Source organism: uncultured Thermosynechococcus sp., assembly GCF_937958135.1.
Classification (GTDB): Bacteria; Cyanobacteriota; Cyanobacteriia; order Thermosynechococcales; family Thermosynechococcaceae; genus Thermosynechococcus.
On the sequence record NZ_CALGOG010000063.1, the window covers coordinates 1 to 18,529 of the forward strand.

Here is an 18,529-nt window from a genome sequence, read left to right on the forward strand (position 1 = left end):
GCAGTTACCAACTCAGGATTAGGGCGTTTGCTATTGCGGATAGCGGCGATCGCGGCAGCGTAATCAGGCGCCTTAAAGACGGCTGAGCCGGCCACGATGGCATTGGCACCCGCTTCAAGGACTTGCCAAGTATTGTCCGCCTTCAGACCACCATCCACCTCAATCCAAGGATCTAGGCCGCGCTCTTCGCACAATTGCCGTAGCCGTCGAATTTTCGGCAGCACTGCCGGGATAAACTTCTGACCCCCAAAGCCAGGATTGACACTCATAATCAGGACAAGGTCGCAGACATCGAGAACATACTCAATGAGGTCAAGGGGGCTAGAGGGATTGAGCACGACCCCCGCCTGTTTGCCCAGTTCGCGGATTTGGCACAGGGTTCGATGCAGGTGCGGTGAAGCATTATGTTCGGCGTGAACTGAGATAATATCGGCACCGGCCTTGGCAAAATCAGCGACGTATTTTTCTGGCTCGACAATCATTAAGTGCACATCGAGGGGCTTTTGGGTCAAGGGGCGAATCGCCTCAACAATCAATGGCCCAATCGTGATATTAGGAACAAAGCGACCATCCATCACATCCACATGAATCCAGTCGGCTCCCGCCCGATCCACTGCTTGAATTTCCTCACCCAGACGACTGAAATCAGCAGAGAGGATGGAGGGAGCAATCACGACGGGCTTAGCACTCATGATCAATTGATTCCGTAAATAACGTTACAGTCGTTCTTCAGTTTACCGAGCGATCGCCCCCACGGCAACTCTGCAACGCAAAGACCACTTTGGTAACTGCCTATGCATAGCCACTGCCAGCCGACGGTACATTTTATAGTAGGCAACAAAGAACACGTCTGCACCACCAGACCATCATCCAAAGGTGAGACACCAAATGTTCAAACAGCGCACCAAGATCATTACCATTGCAGCCGGGCTACTGGCCTCAGCAATGAGTGGCTGTGGCTTCATTGTCAGTGAAACAGAAATCACAACTCAACCCGATCAACCCGTTGCTCCCCCCGCAGCCGCTCCCACCCCCCCTGAACCCACCGAAACCAGCGCTGCCGGATTTGCGATTGCCGCCTTGACCCCACCCACCAACCCCAAAACCTACATTGAGGGGCTTGGGAATACTGGTCGCCCGAATCCCTTTGAACCTGTTCCACTACCAAATACGGCTGGCGTTAAGAATAGCGGGAATGGTGGCACGGTTGAAGGGGGTGGCACCGGCACTTCTAGAACAGAGGGTAATGGTACAGGCGCTAGTGGTACCGCTAGCCGACCTACGCCCCCGCCGCCACCGCCTCCGCCCCCACCTGTTGATGCTCAAGCCGTGAAAGTTTTTGGTGTGGCTGCGGTGAAGGGTCGTCTCCAAGCGATTATTCGCTCACCCAAGGAGAATGTCACCCGCACTGTGCAGGTGGGGGATACGATCGCCGGCAATGTGATTGTGCGGGCGATTGATGCCTACGACACCACACCCGCAGTGATTTTGGAGCAATTTGGTCAAACCGTACGCCTCACGGTCGCTCAACCCACCACCGCCCAAGAGGCAACACCACCGGCCATCTAGGGCTAACTGTGAATCCGGGGCAAGGGGTAGAGTGTGCTGAGGATCTCACTTTCCAGGGCGGCCAACTGCTGCAATCGCTCTTGCACCACCTCTTGACCAAAGGATTCATAGGCCAAGTACCAATAGGTGCCGTAGTGGCGTGCCTCAGAGGTCACTAGGCTAGCAAAGAACTCCGCTAGTTCCCGATCTGGACAGTGCTGAGCCAACAGTTGTAACCGTTCATGGCTGCGGGCTTCAATCAACGCGCAGACCAATAGGGTATCCAAGAAGCGCTGGGGTTCCTGCTGACGGACAGCAGCATTCAAGCGAGAGGCATAGGGGGGTGCACTCAGGGGGGCAAGGGCAATGTGGCGGCGCTCTAGGTGTTGATTGACCTGGCGAAAATGCTCTAGTTCCTCTTGGGCAATATCGGTAAGGGCATCCACCAGAGGCTTGTGGGAAGGATAGCGAAACATGAGATTGATGGCGACGCCGGCAGCTTTGCGCTCACAGTGGGAGTGATCCAACAAAATCGTATCTAGGTGAGCGATCGCCTGCTCCACCCACTCAGAACGGGTAGGTTGGACAAGAAACTTAATGCGAACAGGCATCTCAATCACGGTGACGCTGGACAGTGAGCACAGAACAGGGGGCATTGTGGAGCACATAGTTGCTGACACTGCCGAGGAAAAATTCACTCAAGCCCTTGAGACCCCGCCGCCCCAGCACAATCAAATCGCTTTCCCAATCTTTGGCCAGATCACAAATCGCACGACCGGTATCTCCCAAGGCTTGCGTAAATTCTGTGGACACGCCCTTTTCATTGGCAATTTGGGTCAAGTTGCGCAGCATATCCAAGCCTTTTTGCTCAAAGTTTTCCCACTGCTCGGCATAGGCACGCATCACCTCTTCATGGAGTCCCACGTACACACCCGAAGCTAAAGGGGTGCTAAAAATCGGGTCAGGATAGGATTCACTAGTGGGCGAGAGGACATGAATCAGCATCATGCGAGCTTGGTAGTGCTGTGCCAAATCCAGTGCCGTTTGAAAAACCTGTTCTCCCAGTTCGCTGTCATCCACCGCAACGAGAATTTTTTTATACATCCTGCCCTCCATATGCCCTGCGGTTTACCTACAGCCTTTTTCACAGCTATTGAGCATGACTCAGAGCGACTTGCCCCCGTTCCTAAAAGCTGAGTATGCCTCGTGAACTGTATAGAAAAAGGCTGTACTTATAGCTTAGAGGATTCCCGGCGGGCTTAAGTCTAACATTTGTAACATGGATTACTTTTGTGCAATGGTAATCGCCATCAGTCCGCCGAGAAGGGGGTAGTGCGTCACCCGCTGAAAGCCCGCTTTTTGAATCAGGTCGCAGAGGGTAGGGGGAGTGGGGAAGGCCTGAATGCTCGGCCAGAGGTAGTCGTACTCTGCCGCCAAGCCGTACTGACGGGCAGTGGGCACTACCCACTGTTGCAAATACCACTGTTGAAATTGCTGGAGTGCAGGGGTTTGCGGATGGCTAAAATCCAAAATTGCTGCGCGCCCACCGGGAATAAGAAGTCGAAACATTTCGCTGAGGGCTTGGGGAATATCTGACACGTTGCGTAGCCCGTAGCCGATGGTGATGCCCTGAAAGGTTTGATCTGCACAGGGTACAGCTAGAGCATTCCCTTCAACCCATTCAATTTGGGAGTAATGGCAACTGCGCTGGCGGGCGATCGCCAGGGGTGCCTTCGCAAAATCCAATCCCACGACCCGCCCCTGCCGCCCCACTTGCCGTGCTAGGGCACGGGTTAAATCCCCCGTGCCACAGCAGAGATCTAAAGCCGCTGCCCCTTTAGGCAGTTCCAGCCAGTCCACAGCCATTTGTTTCCAGACATGGTGAAGGCCAAAGCTGAGTTGATCATTGAGGCGATCATAGATGGGGGCAATGCGCTCAAATAGGGCTTGAATTTCGGTCATGGCTTCAGAGGGGACAGCGGCAGCACCACTGCAACCGCATGTGCACTCATTGTGTCTTGCGTTTTTCCCTATGGTAAGCAAATCTGATGCCGCAGTGGAACTGCTCTGCTACCCCTTAAAAACGGTAGCGAAATTCAACAAAGCCTGTGCCCTCACCCCTGGTGCTCAGCTGCCCGCCAAGACGAATCTGCTCTGTCACCTGAAAGCCGAGGTTAAGCCGTGTCGGATCATTGGGGGCGGTTAGCAATTGCAAGAGGGAAACCGAGGTAAAACGATTCACTTGAAAACCAAGTTCAGCCCCTACGGCAAGGCTTGGGGCTTGGCTTTGGGCTTGGCGATCGGGGGGCACCACGGTCGGAAAAATCCGAAAGGAGGTGCGGTTACCCGTGGCCTGATCAATCAATGCCTGTAGGTTGTTGAAAAGAGCAGATCCGGCGAGACTGGCCACCACTGCTTCTCCTCCCACTTGGTTGAGATCTGCAATTGAGCCACCGCTCATCAAGGTGAGAAGTTCGGCCGTGCTGCGCGAAGGGGTACTGGATAGCTCAAGCACTGCGGGTAAATTCGTTTGGAGCTGACTGATACGACCCTTAAGGCGGGCAGTAATATGCACAGTATTCAGTGTCCCTAAACTGGTGGCCGTTACGGAACCCACATCGGAGAGTCGCGTCACGGTGCCGGGAGTATAAACTTCGGTGGCAGTGGCAGCAAGGGTGAGGTTGAGTTCGGGATCTAAGCCATTGGCGGGGGTAAAGAGCACATAGTTCTCCGCTCGCTGCTGCAGCAAAAAGAGGGTGGTGAACAAATTCAGTTGCCCTCCCGTGAGGCGAATTTTGCCGGCGGGCTGGAGACTGTCGAGACTGCCATTGAGGATCAAACTGCCATTGGCTGTGAGGTTGAGAACGGGCGATCGCGTCACGCGCAAGGAATCCGGAATGGTAATTTCCAAGTTATCAAAGGCTGGGGGTTCAAAGAGACGACTAAAAGGAGCAGCTAACCCATTGTCATTGGCAACACCATTGATAGCGCCCAAATCAAATCGGCCTTGGCTGAGTTGGACACTGCCCCCCAGATTGGGACTCAGGAGTGTATCTGTAATCACGAGTGTGCCATCTACTGTACCGCGATAGATATTGCCGGCATTGACTTGCAATTGTCTCAAGGACGCGGTGAGGGGTGTGGCAGCATCGAGATCATCTGAGGCCAAGGGAGTTTGAATGGGCAACACCCCTGCCATGGTAATTTGGCCTTGGCTAAAGAGACCTTGAATGCCATCCACCCGCAGGCGATCGCGATCGAAGCGGATCCGCGCACTGAGATTTGTTACTGGTTCCTCAAAGACGGGAGTTTTGATGACCGCATCGTCCACACTGAGGACGCCGTTTAGAAGGGGGTCTTCCCATGTTCCTCGCAATTCGACTTGGAAAAGACCTTTGCCCTGCTGCCATTGCACCTGATCCGTAAAGAGATTTATCAACGATAGTCCTTCATCTTTGACACTCACATCCAGCGCCAACTGCGGATCAACCACAGGTCGTGGATCAAGGGGATAGATCAGGGGAACTGAACCCGTAACTATTAGCGGCTCTGGAGTGTTAAAGCGGGCGATCGCCTGAAGGGCAAGCCGATTTTGGGCATAGCGGAAGGTGGCATTGGCAGCTTCAAGGGGACGCTGATTCAATCGCCCATCGGCAAGGGTCGCTTCACCAGTGAGAATAGGCCGCTGCCATGAGCCGGTCAACACCGCTTGGGCATTTACTTTACCTTCAACCTCTACCCCAGGAGGCAAAAGACTCCCCACAAGACTGACGGGAAATTGCTCAAGCCGCAATTGGGCATTTTGCCGGTTGCCGCCCACCGTCCCATTCATGTTGAGCTGGCCCCCGTTGGCCAAGAGATTGAGGCTCGTCAGCACCAGTTGATTTTGGGCAAAGCGACCGCGACTCAAAAACTGATCCAGGTGGTAATTTCCCCACTGCCAATCGGCTCCCTTGAGATCAAAACTGGCCACAAGACCCGACTGGGGAGTTTGACTGAGGTTGATTTGGCCATTAAAAGCCCCCTGAAGTTGATCCAAGGGGGGCAGCAGTTGTGGCCGCCGCACCAAAGCCGCTTGGGCTTGCAGCAGATCAATTTCAGCAAGGCGGCGAATTTGCGTGAGCAGTGAGACTTGGAGACCTTCTCCGGCCCTAGGGAGTCCCAAATCTGCCGCGGTGCCCCGAGCAGTGGGTTGGCCAATCCCAACAGCAGTGGCGAATCCCGTCAAATCCGCTAGATTGCCTTGGGCAATCGTCAACTGCGCCCCCCATCGTTGGGGCTGGAAATCTGCCGTCAATTGATAGCGACTCTGACCTTTTTCAAAGAGACCAGAGTGAATTGTCCAGCGATCGCGACTCAGACGAAATTGTGCCTGCAGGCGATCGCCCCGCCATGCCCCCACCCCCGGTCGCTCGACGGTAAAAGTGCCCTGCCCCCTCGTCCAATTTTGCAACTGTAGGCTGCCAGAGGCGACTCCGGCAAGAATGGCCTCGTTGGGGAATTCTGGAGGACGTAACCGCAGGGATTCTACAGGAAACTGCTGGAGACGCAAATCAAAGTTCTCCCCGTGGCGCTGGCCAATGAGTTGTGCCTGTTGCCGTTGAATGAGTAGCGAGTGGGGGAAACCATCGGCAGCCAAACGCAACGCCAAGCGATCGCCCCCCCCTTGAAGATTGAGGGTTGCCCCCTGTTGCCGGCTCAAAGCCAGTGTTCCCGCAAGCTGAGGAGCAAAGCGCCAACCATTCACAGCTAATCCTTGAGTGAACAGCGACCCCTGAAATTGGAGATTGTTGAGGCGTCCGGTCAGTTGACCTTGGAAGGAGGTGGTGCCCGCAAGGGTAAGGGGAACAGGTAAATTCGGTTTCAAGAAGGTGCTTAAGGTACTCAGGGGGAGATTTCTGGCTTGGATGCCCAATTGAATGTCCGTGGGTTCTAAAGCCGCTAAATCAACGCCAATCGTTCCTTGGGCACGAATGGCACCAAGGGTGGCTTCTTGGACTTGGAGTTGCTGACCATTCCAATGCACAGCGGCAGTGAGGGGAGCACCGCTGGGGGTTTGATCTACTTGGAAATTAGCTTTGGCTCGAATGGCTGGCAGCGTCAGCTGATCCACCCGCCCCTGGGCGATCGCTTGCCCACTGAGGCGACCCTGTAAATCCCTGTGAAATTGCCGCAGAGGAATACCCTCCGCCTGAGCCTGTAACTGCCACCGACCAGCGACGGCTTGCACTTGCCCCCGCAGACTTCCCCCCAGAAATTGCATTTGAAACTCAGGGATGAGCAGTTGCCTTTGCGTGAGACGGGCGGTGCCCTGCAGGGGATACTGGCTAGTAGGCAATTGAAATACCGCATTAGCCTGCCAGCTCTCTGGGCTGCGCAGATTGCCACCAAAGTCCAGTTGGGCAAAACCTTGCCCCAAGGAAACTGGCAAAACCACACCATAGCGGTGGGCGATTGCCTGCAAATTCACCTGCTGCGCCTGAGCTTGCCCACGAAACTCACCGCTGGGTTTTACCCCCACCCTTGCCCAGAGCTGTCCCCCCTCCGCCAGTCGGGCGCGACCTTCCATGACGCCGACCCCTTGCTCAAGGGAGGCGATAAAAGGTAACTGTACCTGCTGGAGTTTCAATCGATCCACTTGCAGGGGAGTGTGGCTGCGCAGCTCGCCCCTGATTTGAGGATTGGCGAGGTCACCCTGCACCCGCAGGCTGGGAATCTCCACCTGCCCCCTGAGAGAAACAGAGGGCGCCATCTGCAATGCCTTGAGGGTGGGAGCCAGATCAAATTTGGCCACTTGGGCATCAATGTTCCAGCCTTCTTCGGAACTCACTGTGCCTTTAGCCTGCCAGCGGAGATTGGCGATCGCCCCGCGCAAATAGTGGAGCTTGGCCTGATTCCCCTGCAATTGGACATGGGCTTGTAACGCCTTAATCTCTTGGGGCACAAAAGCGGTGTGCAGCTTGCCATCCCGTAGCCAAATTTGACCCGTGACTGCGGGAGTTTCTGGCAAGGGAAGCTTAACTCGCAACTGTCCCTCTAGGTGGCCGCCTTGAACCCGGATGGTCTCTGGCAAAATTTCATTGGCCAAGGTAAAGGGAACTTGCCGAAAGTCCAAGGCCAATTCCCCCGCCCCTTGAGCCTGATCCCACGCCCCCTGCAACCGCCATTCGCCATCCCGCACCAGTTGTCCTGCGGCTTGACCTTTAAGGGCAAAGTTCTGGCGCTGCGGCCAGAGGGTGAAACGGCCATGGACTTGGCGCAGCAGGTAAGCCTGACGCTGAAAGGGTTGAATCAAGACAGAACCATCCTGCACCTTCACCGTGACCTGATTCAGTTGAAAAGGAGTGGATTCCGCTTCTGGCAGCTTCAATGGTGTGCGCCACCACCGCCCTTCGGCATCCTGAACCACAGTGAATTGCGGTTGATGTAGGGTTACCTCAATATTCAAGGGCTGATGAGTGATGAGTTGCCAAGGATTAAAGGACACGTCAATGTGGGAGACGGTAACACTGTCCTCGCTTTGAGGAGAGCTGGGAATGGCCGACAGACCAAAACGAATAAAATTTAGGCCAAACTGCTGCACATTACCAATTTTAACTGGGCGATTGAGGTGCTGTTGCAGTTTGTGGGAAATTCCAGCAGCCAGCTCATAGCCGATAAACCACCATGCCCCTAGTCCTGAGGCAACGGCAATCAGCACGACGTTTGCGATAGCAGCCTCCACAACTCTCCAACCTAGTTGACGGAGTAGGTCTAACCAATCACGAGAGGGGGGTGGTTGCTGCGTCATGAAGCCCGACTCCACTACAGCTGAACAAGAAGCCCAACAGCTTAATCCTAGTACACACAGAAAAGACCTATCTTTCTAATTTGAGGTTTCAGATACCGGTGGATTCTCATGGAGAACAGAAACGCTAAGATAAAAAATGAACGTAAAGAAATGTAACAATGAGTGTCTTAGCAGATCGTGTGGTGTTGGTGGTGGGCGCCACCGGTGGCATTGGCCAAGCAGTTGTTGAGGAACTGCAGGGCAGCGGCGCCCAGCTGGTATTGGCGGCACGCTCTAGCGATCGCCTGCAAGCCCTAGCAGCGCAACTTTCTCCCGCAACAAGGGTGCAAATTCAGCCCTGTGACATCACCCAGCCCGAGCAAGTCAGCCAATTGATGCAAGCTATTCGTAGGGAGCAGGGACGCCTCGATGTGTTGATCAATGCTGCCGGTGCTGGCCTTCTCAAGCCCTATCAAAAAATTACGGCAACTGACTTGGATCAGATGTTAGATCTGAACCTCAAGGGCTGTTTTTACACTACCCAGCAGGCCGCCGAATTAATGAAGGAGCAACAGCAGGGACATATCTGCACTGTGGTCGGCATTCTCGGTAAGCATTCCATGGCCTTGGCCTCCGCCTACTGTGCCGCTAAATTTGGGGTTGTGGGCTTCAGTAAGTGCATGGCCGAAGAACTCAAGCGCTACGGCATTCGCTTTAGTCTCTTCTACTTTGGCGGTGTGGATACCCCCTTTTGGGATGCCGTCAGCCTCAAAGTGGATCGCCAAAAACTCCTGCGCCCCGCCACCGTTGCCCGCTTTATCCGCGCTGCCCTAGAGACGGATGCCCATGCAGTTCCCCTTGAGCTGAGTTTGATGCCCGATAGCCACGTCTTCTTTTAAGTCTCTTAAGAGCTCCATAGATTTGGGCTGGAGGTGTGGGCGATCGCCCCTTACGCCGACAGGGTTGGCAGCGAAGAAGGATGTAAAAGTAACTCAGCTGTGGAGCGTTTTTGCACCATTTCGGGAGTGATGGTACACTCGCGCAGGTCTTTGCGGGAGGGCAATTCGTACATCACATCCAGCATGATCTCTTCGACAATGGCGCGCAGGGCACGAGCACCGGTCTTACGTCGGTAGGCTTCTTGGGCGATCGCTTCCACAGCAGCCGGTTCAAAGCGCAACTCGACACTGTCCATGCGCATGAGTTTTTGGTACTGCTTCAGGAGGGCATTTTGCGGCTGGGTGAGTATCTGAGCTAGGGCAGCCACATCTAGCGGCTCAAGGACGGCAACCACAGGAATACGGCCAATAAACTCTGGAATCATGCCGTACTTCACCAAGTCTTGGGGTTCCAGTTGCTTGAGAATATCTGCCGAGCGTTTTTCCTTGGGAAGAAGTTCGCCATCCCGGACAAAGCCCATCGCTTTTTTGCCCACCCGCTGCTCAATGGTTTTTTCTAAACCCACAAAGGCGCCACCACAAATAAAGAGGATATTGGTCGTATCAATCTGAATGCAGTCTTGGTAGGGATGCTTGCGTCCCCCTTGAGGGGGCACATTGGCGATCGTCCCCTCTAGCATTTTCAGTAGCGCCTGCTGTACCCCTTCCCCGGAAACATCACGGGTAATTGAGGGATTTTCACTTTTGCGGGCAATCTTATCAATCTCATCAATATAGACGATTCCCCGTTGTGCTTCTTCTACGTCCATATTGGCGGTTTGCAGCAACCGCAACAGGATATTTTCCACATCTTCCCCCACATAGCCCGCTTCCGTGAGGGTGGTGGCATCGGCAACGGCAAAGGGAACATCCAGGAGTTTCGCTAAGGTCTGAGCCAAAAGGGTCTTCCCCGACCCCGTTGGGCCAATGAGGAGGATGTTGGACTTTTGCAGTTCCACATTATCGTCGTCCCCCTGACCGCTATCCAAAAGGCTCAGGCGCTTGTAGTGGTTATAGACGGCAACCGAGAGGATTTTCTTGGCTTCGTGCTGCCCCACCACGTGCTTATCAAGAAATTCCTTGATTTGCCGAGGCTTGGGAACTTGGCTTAAGGGACGACTGCGGGGCGTGCTACGGGGCGATCGCGACGGTTTGGGGTCTCGACGGGGAGTAACGGTGGACAGCTCCTCATCGAGGATTTCATTACACAGTTCGACGCATTCATCACAGATATAAACCCCAGGGCCTGCGATAAGCTTGCGCACCTGTTCCTGTGACTTCCCACAGAAAGAGCACTTGAGGTGAGTATCATACTTGGCCATAGGGAACCTCTAGGGTTGCGCGTCGGGTGTACTTAGTGGCTAGGAAGGGTCTGCCGTGTTACCACTTGATCGATCAGACCGTAGGCCTTGGCCTCTTCAGCAGACATAAAGAAATCCCGCTCAGTATCGGCTTCAATGCGTTCAATGGGTTGCCCCGTATGCTGTGACAGAAGTTCATTGAGCTTGCGCTTGTGGTAGAGGATCTCCCGCGCTTGGATTTCAATATCCACCGCCTGACCTTGGGCACCCCCAAGAGGTTGGTGAATCATGATCCGAGCATGGGGCAGCGCCATCCGTTTGCCGGGGGTACCGCCAGACAGTAGAAAGGCACCCATACTTGCCGCCAAGCCAAAGCAGAGGGTACACACATCGGGGCGAATGTGCTTCATTGTGTCGTAAATCGCCATGCCCGCCGTCACCGAGCCACCGGGTGAGTTGATGTATAGGTAAATATCTTTTTCCGGATCCTCGGCATCTAGATAGAGAAGCTGCGCCACGATGGAGTCAGCAACCGCATCGTCAATGCCCCGGCGATCGCCGGCACCCCCACCGAGGAAAATAATTCGCTCGCGCAGCAGCCGCGAATAGATATCAAAGGCTCGCTCCCCCCGCCCCGACTGCTCAACCACCATCGGCACAATATTGGCATGGGTAGGCGGCAAGTTGAGCGCTGGAGAGCGCAAAATGGAACTCAGGGGATGGTCGTAACGCGATTGCAGCATAGTTGCCTAGAATAATGGTTCGTTTGTTATTAATTGTAACTAGCGGTTTGTCCCCGTAGGCATCCTCCCCTTCATTATGCCGAACTATTCTTGGGATGGGGGGGAACTCGCTTTTTTCGCAGAGGGTTTTTGCGCTTTAGATGGGGCTTCAGCCTCTGCCTGGGCCTCGGCAGGGGTATCTTCTGGGGCTTGAGTAGCTGTGTCGGACTTGGTTGGCTGAAATGTATTCTGCTCTAGGAGCCAGTTGAGGGCTTGCTCCTGCTGCACTTCATCGTAGGCCAATTCGCGAAGTCGTTCTGGATCCTTGACCGGTTGGTTCCCCAACGCTTCTTTGTAGTGGTTTAGTCGTTCCTCAACTGCTTCTGGACTGGGTTCAATGCCCTCTTGGCGGGCGATCGCCTTGAGTAATAGACGGGAGTGCACTTCCCTAGCTGCCCCCGGCTCCGCCTCTTGGCGCATTTTCTCGTAGAGTTCCTCAGTCATGATCTTGTTCAAATCAACGCCTTGGGACTGAACTTGCATCAGCGTTGTCCGCACTTTCACCTCTGCTTCTTTGCGAATCAGCGTTATCGGTAATTCCACCGGATTTTGGGCAATCAGGGTAGCGATGAGGGCAGCTTCTTTCGCTTTCTTATCTTGGTTTTCGGCACGCTCTCGATGATTTTGCTCAAGATGAGCTCGCAATTCTGCTATGGTGCTGAATTCACTGTGCTCAGCGGCAAAGGCATCGTCTAGGGGGGGTAGTTCCGGTACTTTAATTTCCAAAAGTTCAATCTCGGCGCTTAACTGTTTGGGGGGTTGGGCCTTACCTTCCTCTGCCTCCTGGGGAACAGACACTGTCACCGTTTTTGCTTCACCAACACTCATGCCGACAATGGCAGCAGGAATCTCCTTGAGCAAAAAGGACTGCTCTTCATCCAGGGGCAGAGAGAGTTCCTCTGCCGACAGTTCCTTCACCACCTCCCCATTTTCATCTTTGGTTACCAGCTTCAGGGTGACCTCATCACCCCATTGCGCCGGCCGGTCTTCGATAGGAATGAGGGTGGCATGCTCCCGTTGATACCGCTGCAGGAGCTTCTCAACAGTTTCGGGATGGTAGGTGACAGGAGTGTACTCAATGGTTAGCCCTTTGTAGGTTGTGACTGTAACTTCGGGTTCGATATCAAAGGTGACGCTGAAGGAAAAGTTTTCGCCGGGCTGAAATTGATCCAGTAACTCTGTAATGCTCCCTTCAATTTCGAGGTTACCTAGATAGGGGATATTGTTCTTTTCGACGGCGGTTTTGACGGTATCCTCAATCAGCTTTTCCATGACAACAGCGTGCAGCCGCTCTTTGCCAATCTGCTGCAATACAAGTTGGCGGGGGGCTTTGCCTTTGCGAAATCCAGGCACCTGCGTATGGCGAAGGAGATCGTTGACCACTTGGTTATACACCTGTTGAGAGTGTGTCCCCGAAACCTCAATCGTGGCGAGGAGTTGGCTATGGGAGCGGGGTTCAGTTGTCACGGAAATGATGTCAGTCACGTCAGTCAAGGTGATTCCCCTTCGCAAATGGTGTCAATGTAGTGTCCGTTAGTTGTGCGCGATCGCACAAATTATGATTCTAGCGCAAATTTTCCCTACTCTCTATCAGATCAGGCTAACCTTAAAGCTAAACAACAATGCTCACGATGTCAGGGTTTTATAACATTCATAACAAAAGTAATCGTTAGAATCTCCACTACCGATAGGATTAATCAAATCAAAGTGACCCGCTGCGCGGCAAGCCCGACGACACCATCCGCCCTATCCTTAAGCGCCCTGTTAGCTTGCTCCCGCGCACTAGGTCAATGCTGCACTCCATTGGTGTTGGTAATATGACCCCTGCGGGGGTGAAGCTGGTGTATGTGGATCTTAACCCGGCGGTGGTGACCAAACTAGCGGATTGCGGTTCTGTGGAATCGGTGGGGCGCTCACAGATGTGGAGCTTTTCCTCAGCCTGCTGGTGCAGCAGTTGGAGCGGCTAAATCGTCCCTATACCCTTGCTTAGAAGCCCTGTGGCCAATGCGGTAGGATCAAAAGGGTTTTTTATTCGAGGTCAGCAGTGACAGTTCGTGTTCGTTTAGCGCCGAGTCCAACGGGAAATCTGCACATTGGGACAGCTCGCACCGCCGTATTTAACTGGCTCTACGCCCGCCACTGCGGAGGCAAATTTATTCTGCGTATTGAGGATACCGATCGCGAGCGGTCTCGACCCGAATATACCGAGAATATCCTTGAAGGGTTGCAATGGCTGGGGCTGACATGGGATGAGGGTCCTTATTTCCAGAGCGATCGCCTTGATTTATACCGCCAAGCGATTCAAACCCTCTTGGATAAGGGATTGGCCTACTACTGCTACTGCACCCCCGAAGAACTCGATGCCCTACGCTCAGAACAAAAAGCCAAGGGGCTAGCCCCCCGCTACGACAACCGTCATCGCCATTTGACCCCAGAGGAGCAAGCCGCTTTTGAGGCAGCGGGGCGAACTCCCGTCATTCGCTTCAAAATCGAGGACGATCGCCAGATTGAGTGGCAAGACTTGGTGCGCGGTCGGGTCAGTTGGCAGGGGGCTGATTTGGGTGGCGATATGGTGATTGCGCGGGCTGCCCCCCGAGGCGAGATTGGCTATCCCCTCTACAACTTGGTAGTTGTGGTGGACGACATTGCCATGGGCATTACCGATGTCATTCGCGGTGAAGACCACATTGGCAACACCCCGAAGCAAATTTTGCTCTACGAAGCCCTTGGCGCCACCCCTCCCAACTTTGCCCATACCCCCTTGATTCTCAACTCAGCGGGACAAAAACTCTCAAAACGGGACGGCGTCACCTCGATTTCTGACTTTCGGGCGATGGGATACCTAGCTCCCGCTTTGGTTAACTACATAACACTTTTGGGTTGGTCGCCCCCTGAAGGGATGGGGGAACTCTTTACCCTTGATCTGGCAGCTAAGCACTTTAGCTTTGAACGAATTAACAAAGCAGGCGCCCGCTTTGACTGGGATAAGCTCAATTGGCTCAATCGCCAGTACATTCAGCAACTAGAGCCAGAAGAACTTTTGGCGGAACTCATCCCCCTGTGGCGGGGGGCAGGCTATGCCTTTGATGAGGGGAGCGATCGCCCTTGGTTACTGAATCTTGCCCAACTCCTTCAGCCCAGTCTCAACACCCTTAGGGAGGCCATTGATCAAGGGGCAGTTTTCTTTGTACCCACTGTTACCTTTGATGCAGAGGCCATGGCTCAACTGAGTCAACCCCAAACTGCAACCATCCTAGCCTATTTACTAGACCATTTACCTTCAGAGCCAACATTGGCTACAGAAATGGGGCAACACTTGATTCAGCAGGCCACTAAAGCGGCAGGTGTCAAAAAGGGGGCAACCATGCGATCGCTCCGCGCCGCCCTTACTGGCGCCGTGCATGGACCTGATTTAATGGCCACTTGGCAAATTCTCCACCAACGGGGTTGGGATCAGCCGCGACTTGCGGCAGCCTTGAAACAGGTGCACACTGCTAGGGGTTAGGGGGGCGATGAAGATGGTTTGGCTTAAATTAGCCCCAGTGAGTGCTTCGCTCATGACGGTTTGTGTGCATAAGGGGAGCATTCACTAAGTTCAGAGCGGGTGGCAGGTTCGGTCATGGTTGGTCTGTCCTGAACTCAACTGGTGCCTAATGTTGCAAGTAGCTGGGTACCAAAGGCAGAGCATCCTGAAACAGGGGTGTGCTCAAGTAGCGTTCGCCAAAGCTCGGCTGCACCATGACAATTAACTTGCCGGCGTTTTCGGGGCGTTGAGCCACCTGAATGGCAGCGCACAGAGCAGCCCCACTGGAAATCCCTGAGAGGAGACCTTCTTCACGGGCTAGGCGGCGACCGAAATAAATGGCCTGCTCGTCGGAGACCGTGATCACTTCGTCAATGAGTTCCCGCTTGAGTACAGGAGGGATAAACCCTGCACCAATGCCTTGAATTTTATGAGGCCCCGGCTTGCCACCTGAAAGGACAGGGCTATTGCGGGGTTCGACGGCGATCGCCTGAAAACTGGGCTTCTTGGCTTTAATTACTTCTGCCACTCCCGTAATCGTGCCTCCGGTGCCCACTCCCGCCACTAAAATATCCACTTGACCGTCCGTGTCTTGCCAAATTTCCAAGGCAGTGGTTTCACGGTGAATCTTAGGATTGGCGGGATTTTTGAACTGTTGCAGCATAAAGGCCTCTGGGAGAGAAGCCGCAATCTCTTCAGCCCGCCGGATGGCGCCGCTCATCCCCTCGGTGCCGGGTGTCAAATCCAGCTCTGCCCCATAGGCGCGCAGCATGGCACGCCGCTCTGCACTCATCGTTTCTGGCATCGTCAGAATCAAACGGTACCCCTTTGCCGCCGCCACCATTGCTAAGGCAATGCCCGTATTACCGGAGGTGGGTTCCACAAGCACGGTTTTGCCGGGGGCAATGAGACCCGCTGCTTCTGCCTCCTGAATCATGCTCAAACCAATGCGATCCTTCACCGAAGCTGCAGGATTCATGCTCTCTAGTTTGACAACAATTTGTGCCACGCAGCCTTCAGCTTGGGGAATGCGGTTCAAGCGCACAAGGGGGGTGCGACCAATGAGGGCAGTAATATCAGGGGCAATATTCATGGACGAGCAATCTCCAAATTCAACAGAAAACTTGCGGCGCAATCATTTAACCTTGGATCACTTTAGATGTAGTACATGACATCCGCTTGCTGGTAGGCCTGCCGGCGATCGCACAAGTCTTGCAGCGTATGCTTTCTCAAGACCTCGTTGGCCGCTGCGCAGGCCTCTAGCCATATCGAACGGATCAGACTGCGCGCCAAATCACCACTGTCAGGCAGCTTTTGCTCTAGCTTCGACTCCACTCCTTCAATACAGTTGAGCACATCTAAAATTGAAATTTGCCAAGGAGCCTTTGCCAGCAAGTAGCCACCCCTTGCGCCCCGCTGACTGCGAATGAGACCCTTGCGGCGGAGAGTCGCCATCAGTTGCTCCAAATAGCGATCAGGAATGTTATGCATGGCAGCAATTTGGCGAATTTGCAGCGGCTCCGCCTGCTCATAGGCCATTGACATTTCCAAAAGCGCCAAGAGGGCGTACTCACTTTTGGCAGACAGTTCCACAAGACGTTTGGCACAAGCACGACATTGAGCAAATTGCCCAGGCTGTATTATATCCTACTTCTTGATCGGGATTGAGGAGATTCTTACGAATCTTCACTCTGGGGCAGATTGAAACTCCAGAAATTCGTTCCTTCCTTCCCTTCACAAACAGGCTAGACTTAAAAGAAGCTCTAGCTTTATGCCCAAGTCTGCCCAATGGTCAGAGTTCTAGCCATTGAGACCAGTTGCGATGAAACCGCTGCTGCCGTCGTGCGCGATCGCGCCATTGAAAGTAATGTGATTGCCTCCCAAGTGGGTGCTCATCAGCCCTTTGGCGGTGTCGTACCGGAAGTGGCCTCCCGTGCCCACTTAGAAAACATCAACACAGTCATTGCGGCAGCGATGAGTGAAGCCGCCTGCGATTGGTCAACCATTGATGCCATTGCCGTCACCTGTGCCCCCGGTCTGGTAGGCTCGCTCCTAATTGGGGTGACGGCGGCAAAAACCCTTGCCCTTGTGAAACAAAAACCGCTTCTGGGAATTCACCACCTTGAGGGGCATCTCTATGCCTCCTACTTAGCAGAGCCAAGCCTTGAGCCGCCGTTCCTTTGTCTGTTGGTTTCGGGCGGGCACACCAGTCTCATTGGCGTGTATGGCTGTGGCGAGTACCAGCTTTTTGGACAAACGCGGGACGATGCGGCGGGGGAAGCCTACGACAAGGTAGCTCGCCTCCTAGGGTTAGGGTATCCCGGCGGACCTGTTCTGGATCGCTTGGCGCAGGAGGGCAATCCAGAGGCCTTTGAGCTACCGGAGGGGAATATTCGCCTCCCCGATGGGAAGGTGCATCCCTACGATTCTAGTTTTAGTGGCCTCAAAACCGCCGTGGCACGACTGGTGGAGGAGCTGCGTCAAACCCATGATGAATTGCCGGTGGCAGATCTTGCCGCCAGTTTTCAAAAAGCGGTGGCACAGGCCTTGACCAAGCGGGCGATCGCCGCAGCGGTGGATCATGGATTCAAAACCCTAGCCATCGGGGGAGGAGTAGCGGCGAATTCTGGACTGCGACAACACCTGAGGGCGGCTGCGGAACCCTTGGGACTACAGTTAATTTTTCCGCCACTGCGGTTGTGTACCGATAATGCGGCAATGATTGGCTGTGCGGCAGTGGATCATTTCCGGCGGGGCGATCGCTCCCCTTTAGATCTAACAGCGCGTTCACGCCTCAGCTTGTTGGAGATTTCTACGCTTTATACGACCGCACCCCTCGCAGTGAGTTGAGGGCAATCGAGCCTAAAAAGAACACCAGTTGACAAACCACAATACTCGGCCCCGACGGCCAATTCATTCCTGCTGACACCAGCATGCCAACAATCGCACTGCCCACTCCCACTAGGGCTGCTAAAACCACATACTGTGAAAATTGCCGACTCCACAGGCGTGCCCCACAGGCGGGAATCACCACAAACGCACTAATCAGCAATACCCCCACAGTCTTAATCGAGACGGCAACCACCAAGGCCAATAGGGTGACAAACAGCAGCCGTTGCATTCCCACCGCTACCCCCTGCGCCACCGCCAAGGCTTCATTCACCGTGATTAACAATTGCACCCGCCACGTCAGCAGGACGAAAATGCCCACAATGGTGCAGAGTGTGCCACTCATAACGAGATCGACTGGGCGCACCGCCAGAATATCGCCAAATAGTAAGTTATTCACCCCTCCCTGATAGCGATCGCTGATACTCAGCAAAATCACCGCCACCGCCAAGGAAGCTGAATAGATAATATTGAGGAGGGCATCCGTCCACAGCCGCGTATGCTCCAGCAGATACGTTACCCCTAGGGCAAAGATGACGGCAAAGGGCAACAACATCACTGAAGGATTGAGGCCAAGCATAATCCCTAAGCTAATTCCCAGTAGTGCCGAATGCCCCAAGGCATCGCTAAAAAAGGAGAGTTGCCGCAAGATGGTAAAGCTGCCAAGGGCACCCGCCATTCCTCCGGTTAAGATACCTGCCCACAGCGCCCGTTGCATAAAGGGCAACTGCAACAGATCACTCATTCGTTCCAAGATCATGCGAACTTCTGGCTAGAGC

General features: G+C 54.1%; 15 protein-coding genes and 1 pseudogene. 5 read left to right on the top strand and 11 right to left on the bottom strand.

The features are described 5' to 3' along the window. A partial coding sequence (gene rpe / locus Q0711_RS07685) for a ribulose-phosphate 3-epimerase (RefSeq protein WP_298616384.1) occupies window positions 1–692 on the bottom strand: 692 nt, incomplete at its 3' end. Window positions 693–888: 196 nt separating this feature from the next. Between rpe and Q0711_RS07690 the strand changes: the two genes are divergently transcribed. Continuing rightward, window positions 889–1,569, top strand: a complete 681-nt coding sequence (locus tag Q0711_RS07690) for a hypothetical protein (protein WP_298616387.1) — start codon at window positions 889–891, stop codon at window positions 1,567–1,569. 2 nt (window positions 1,570–1,571) lie between these two features. Here the strand turns inward: Q0711_RS07690 and miaE are convergent, their stop codons facing one another. The 4 genes from miaE to Q0711_RS07710 form a co-directional block, all read right to left on the bottom strand. Further along, window positions 1,572–2,159 carry a tRNA isopentenyl-2-thiomethyl-A-37 hydroxylase MiaE gene (miaE, locus tag Q0711_RS07695; RefSeq protein ID WP_298616390.1) on the bottom strand — a complete coding sequence of 196 codons (588 nt, stop codon included), beginning with the start codon at window positions 2,157–2,159 and terminating at the stop codon, window positions 1,572–1,574. Window position 2,160: 1 nt separating this feature from the next. After that, window positions 2,161–2,652, bottom strand: a complete 492-nt coding sequence (locus Q0711_RS07700; RefSeq protein ID WP_298616392.1) for a universal stress protein — start codon at window positions 2,650–2,652, stop codon at window positions 2,161–2,163. Between the two features lie 180 nt (window positions 2,653–2,832). Then, window positions 2,833–3,510 (bottom strand): bifunctional demethylmenaquinone methyltransferase/2-methoxy-6-polyprenyl-1,4-benzoquinol methylase UbiE, encoded by a 678-nt coding sequence (gene ubiE, locus Q0711_RS07705; RefSeq protein ID WP_298616395.1) that lies wholly within the window; start codon window positions 3,508–3,510, stop codon window positions 2,833–2,835. 115 nt (window positions 3,511–3,625) lie between these two features. Continuing rightward, window positions 3,626–8,272: a translocation/assembly module TamB domain-containing protein gene (locus Q0711_RS07710; RefSeq protein ID WP_298617425.1), complete on the bottom strand. Its 4,647-nt coding sequence runs from the start codon at window positions 8,270–8,272 to the stop codon at window positions 3,626–3,628. A 224-nt stretch (window positions 8,273–8,496) separates the two neighbouring features. Between Q0711_RS07710 and Q0711_RS07715 the strand changes: the two genes are divergently transcribed. Then, window positions 8,497–9,216 carry an SDR family oxidoreductase gene (locus Q0711_RS07715; RefSeq protein ID WP_298616399.1) on the top strand — a complete coding sequence of 240 codons (720 nt, stop codon included), beginning with the start codon at window positions 8,497–8,499 and terminating at the stop codon, window positions 9,214–9,216. Window positions 9,217–9,266: 50 nt separating this feature from the next. Here Q0711_RS07715 and clpX read toward each other — a convergent pair whose 3' ends face one another. From clpX to tig, 3 genes are all read right to left on the bottom strand, one after another. Further along, window positions 9,267–10,577, bottom strand: a complete 1,311-nt coding sequence (clpX, locus tag Q0711_RS07720) for an ATP-dependent protease ATP-binding subunit ClpX (RefSeq protein WP_298616402.1) — start codon at window positions 10,575–10,577, stop codon at window positions 9,267–9,269. 32 nt (window positions 10,578–10,609) lie between these two features. Continuing rightward, window positions 10,610–11,299, bottom strand: a complete 690-nt coding sequence (clpP, locus tag Q0711_RS07725; RefSeq protein WP_298616405.1) for an ATP-dependent Clp endopeptidase proteolytic subunit ClpP — start codon at window positions 11,297–11,299, stop codon at window positions 10,610–10,612. 84 nt (window positions 11,300–11,383) lie between these two features. Then, a complete protein-coding gene (gene tig, locus Q0711_RS07730; protein ID WP_298616464.1) occupies window positions 11,384–12,823 on the bottom strand; it encodes a trigger factor in 1,440 nt (479 codons plus the stop codon). Between the two features lie 302 nt (window positions 12,824–13,125). Here tig and Q0711_RS07735 point away from each other — a divergent pair. Both Q0711_RS07735 and gltX read left to right on the top strand, forming a co-directional pair. After that, window positions 13,126–13,328 (top strand): annotated as a pseudogene (locus Q0711_RS07735) (hypothetical protein); the annotation flags it as partial. 54 nt (window positions 13,329–13,382) lie between these two features. Then, window positions 13,383–14,843: a glutamate--tRNA ligase gene (gltX, locus tag Q0711_RS07740; RefSeq protein WP_298616408.1), complete on the top strand. Its 1,461-nt coding sequence runs from the start codon at window positions 13,383–13,385 to the stop codon at window positions 14,841–14,843. A gap of 145 nt (window positions 14,844–14,988) precedes the next feature. On the opposite strand, the gene cysK is transcribed toward gltX, so the two are convergent. Together cysK and Q0711_RS07750 are read right to left on the bottom strand one after the other, a co-directional pair. After that, window positions 14,989–15,954 (bottom strand): cysteine synthase A, encoded by a 966-nt coding sequence (gene cysK, locus Q0711_RS07745; protein ID WP_298616410.1) that lies wholly within the window; start codon window positions 15,952–15,954, stop codon window positions 14,989–14,991. A gap of 62 nt (window positions 15,955–16,016) precedes the next feature. Then, entirely contained in the window at window positions 16,017–16,454 is a 438-nt protein-coding gene (locus tag Q0711_RS07750) for an Rrf2 family transcriptional regulator (RefSeq protein WP_298616414.1), read from the bottom strand. 195 nt (window positions 16,455–16,649) lie between these two features. Here Q0711_RS07750 and tsaD point away from each other — a divergent pair, with 195 nt between their 5' ends. Continuing rightward, window positions 16,650–17,711: a tRNA (adenosine(37)-N6)-threonylcarbamoyltransferase complex transferase subunit TsaD gene (gene tsaD / locus Q0711_RS07755; protein WP_298616417.1), complete on the top strand. Its 1,062-nt coding sequence runs from the start codon at window positions 16,650–16,652 to the stop codon at window positions 17,709–17,711. Here tsaD and Q0711_RS07760 read toward each other — a convergent pair. After that, on the bottom strand, window positions 17,674–18,510 hold the full coding sequence (locus Q0711_RS07760) for a metal ABC transporter permease (protein ID WP_298976764.1): 837 nt from the start codon (window positions 18,508–18,510) through the stop codon (window positions 17,674–17,676). The two genes, tsaD and Q0711_RS07760, sit on opposite strands and share 38 nt — an antisense overlap. Window positions 18,511–18,529: the final 19 nt, after the last annotated feature.

What these genes read in the sequence shown, in the direction of transcription:
- Q0711_RS07690 (WP_298616387.1), top strand. Translation starts at nt 889, where the DNA reads ATGTTCAAACAGCGCACCAAGATCATTACCATTGCAGCCGGGCTACTG.
- miaE (WP_298616390.1), bottom strand. Translation starts at nt 2,159, where the DNA reads ATGCCTGTTCGCATTAAGTTTCTTGTCCAACCTACCCGTTCTGAGTGG.
- Q0711_RS07700 (WP_298616392.1), bottom strand. Translation starts at nt 2,652, where the DNA reads ATGTATAAAAAAATTCTCGTTGCGGTGGATGACAGCGAACTGGGAGAA.
- ubiE (WP_298616395.1), bottom strand. Translation starts at nt 3,510, where the DNA reads ATGACCGAAATTCAAGCCCTATTTGAGCGCATTGCCCCCATCTATGAT.
- Q0711_RS07715 (WP_298616399.1), top strand. Translation starts at nt 8,497, where the DNA reads ATGAGTGTCTTAGCAGATCGTGTGGTGTTGGTGGTGGGCGCCACCGGT.
- clpX (WP_298616402.1), bottom strand. Translation starts at nt 10,577, where the DNA reads ATGGCCAAGTATGATACTCACCTCAAGTGCTCTTTCTGTGGGAAGTCA.
- clpP (WP_298616405.1), bottom strand. Translation starts at nt 11,299, where the DNA reads ATGCTGCAATCGCGTTACGACCATCCCCTGAGTTCCATTTTGCGCTCT.
- cysK (WP_298616410.1), bottom strand. Translation starts at nt 15,954, where the DNA reads ATGAATATTGCCCCTGATATTACTGCCCTCATTGGTCGCACCCCCCTT.
- tsaD (WP_298616417.1), top strand. Translation starts at nt 16,650, where the DNA reads ATGGTCAGAGTTCTAGCCATTGAGACCAGTTGCGATGAAACCGCTGCT.
- Q0711_RS07760 (WP_298976764.1), bottom strand. Translation starts at nt 18,510, where the DNA reads ATGATCTTGGAACGAATGAGTGATCTGTTGCAGTTGCCCTTTATGCAA.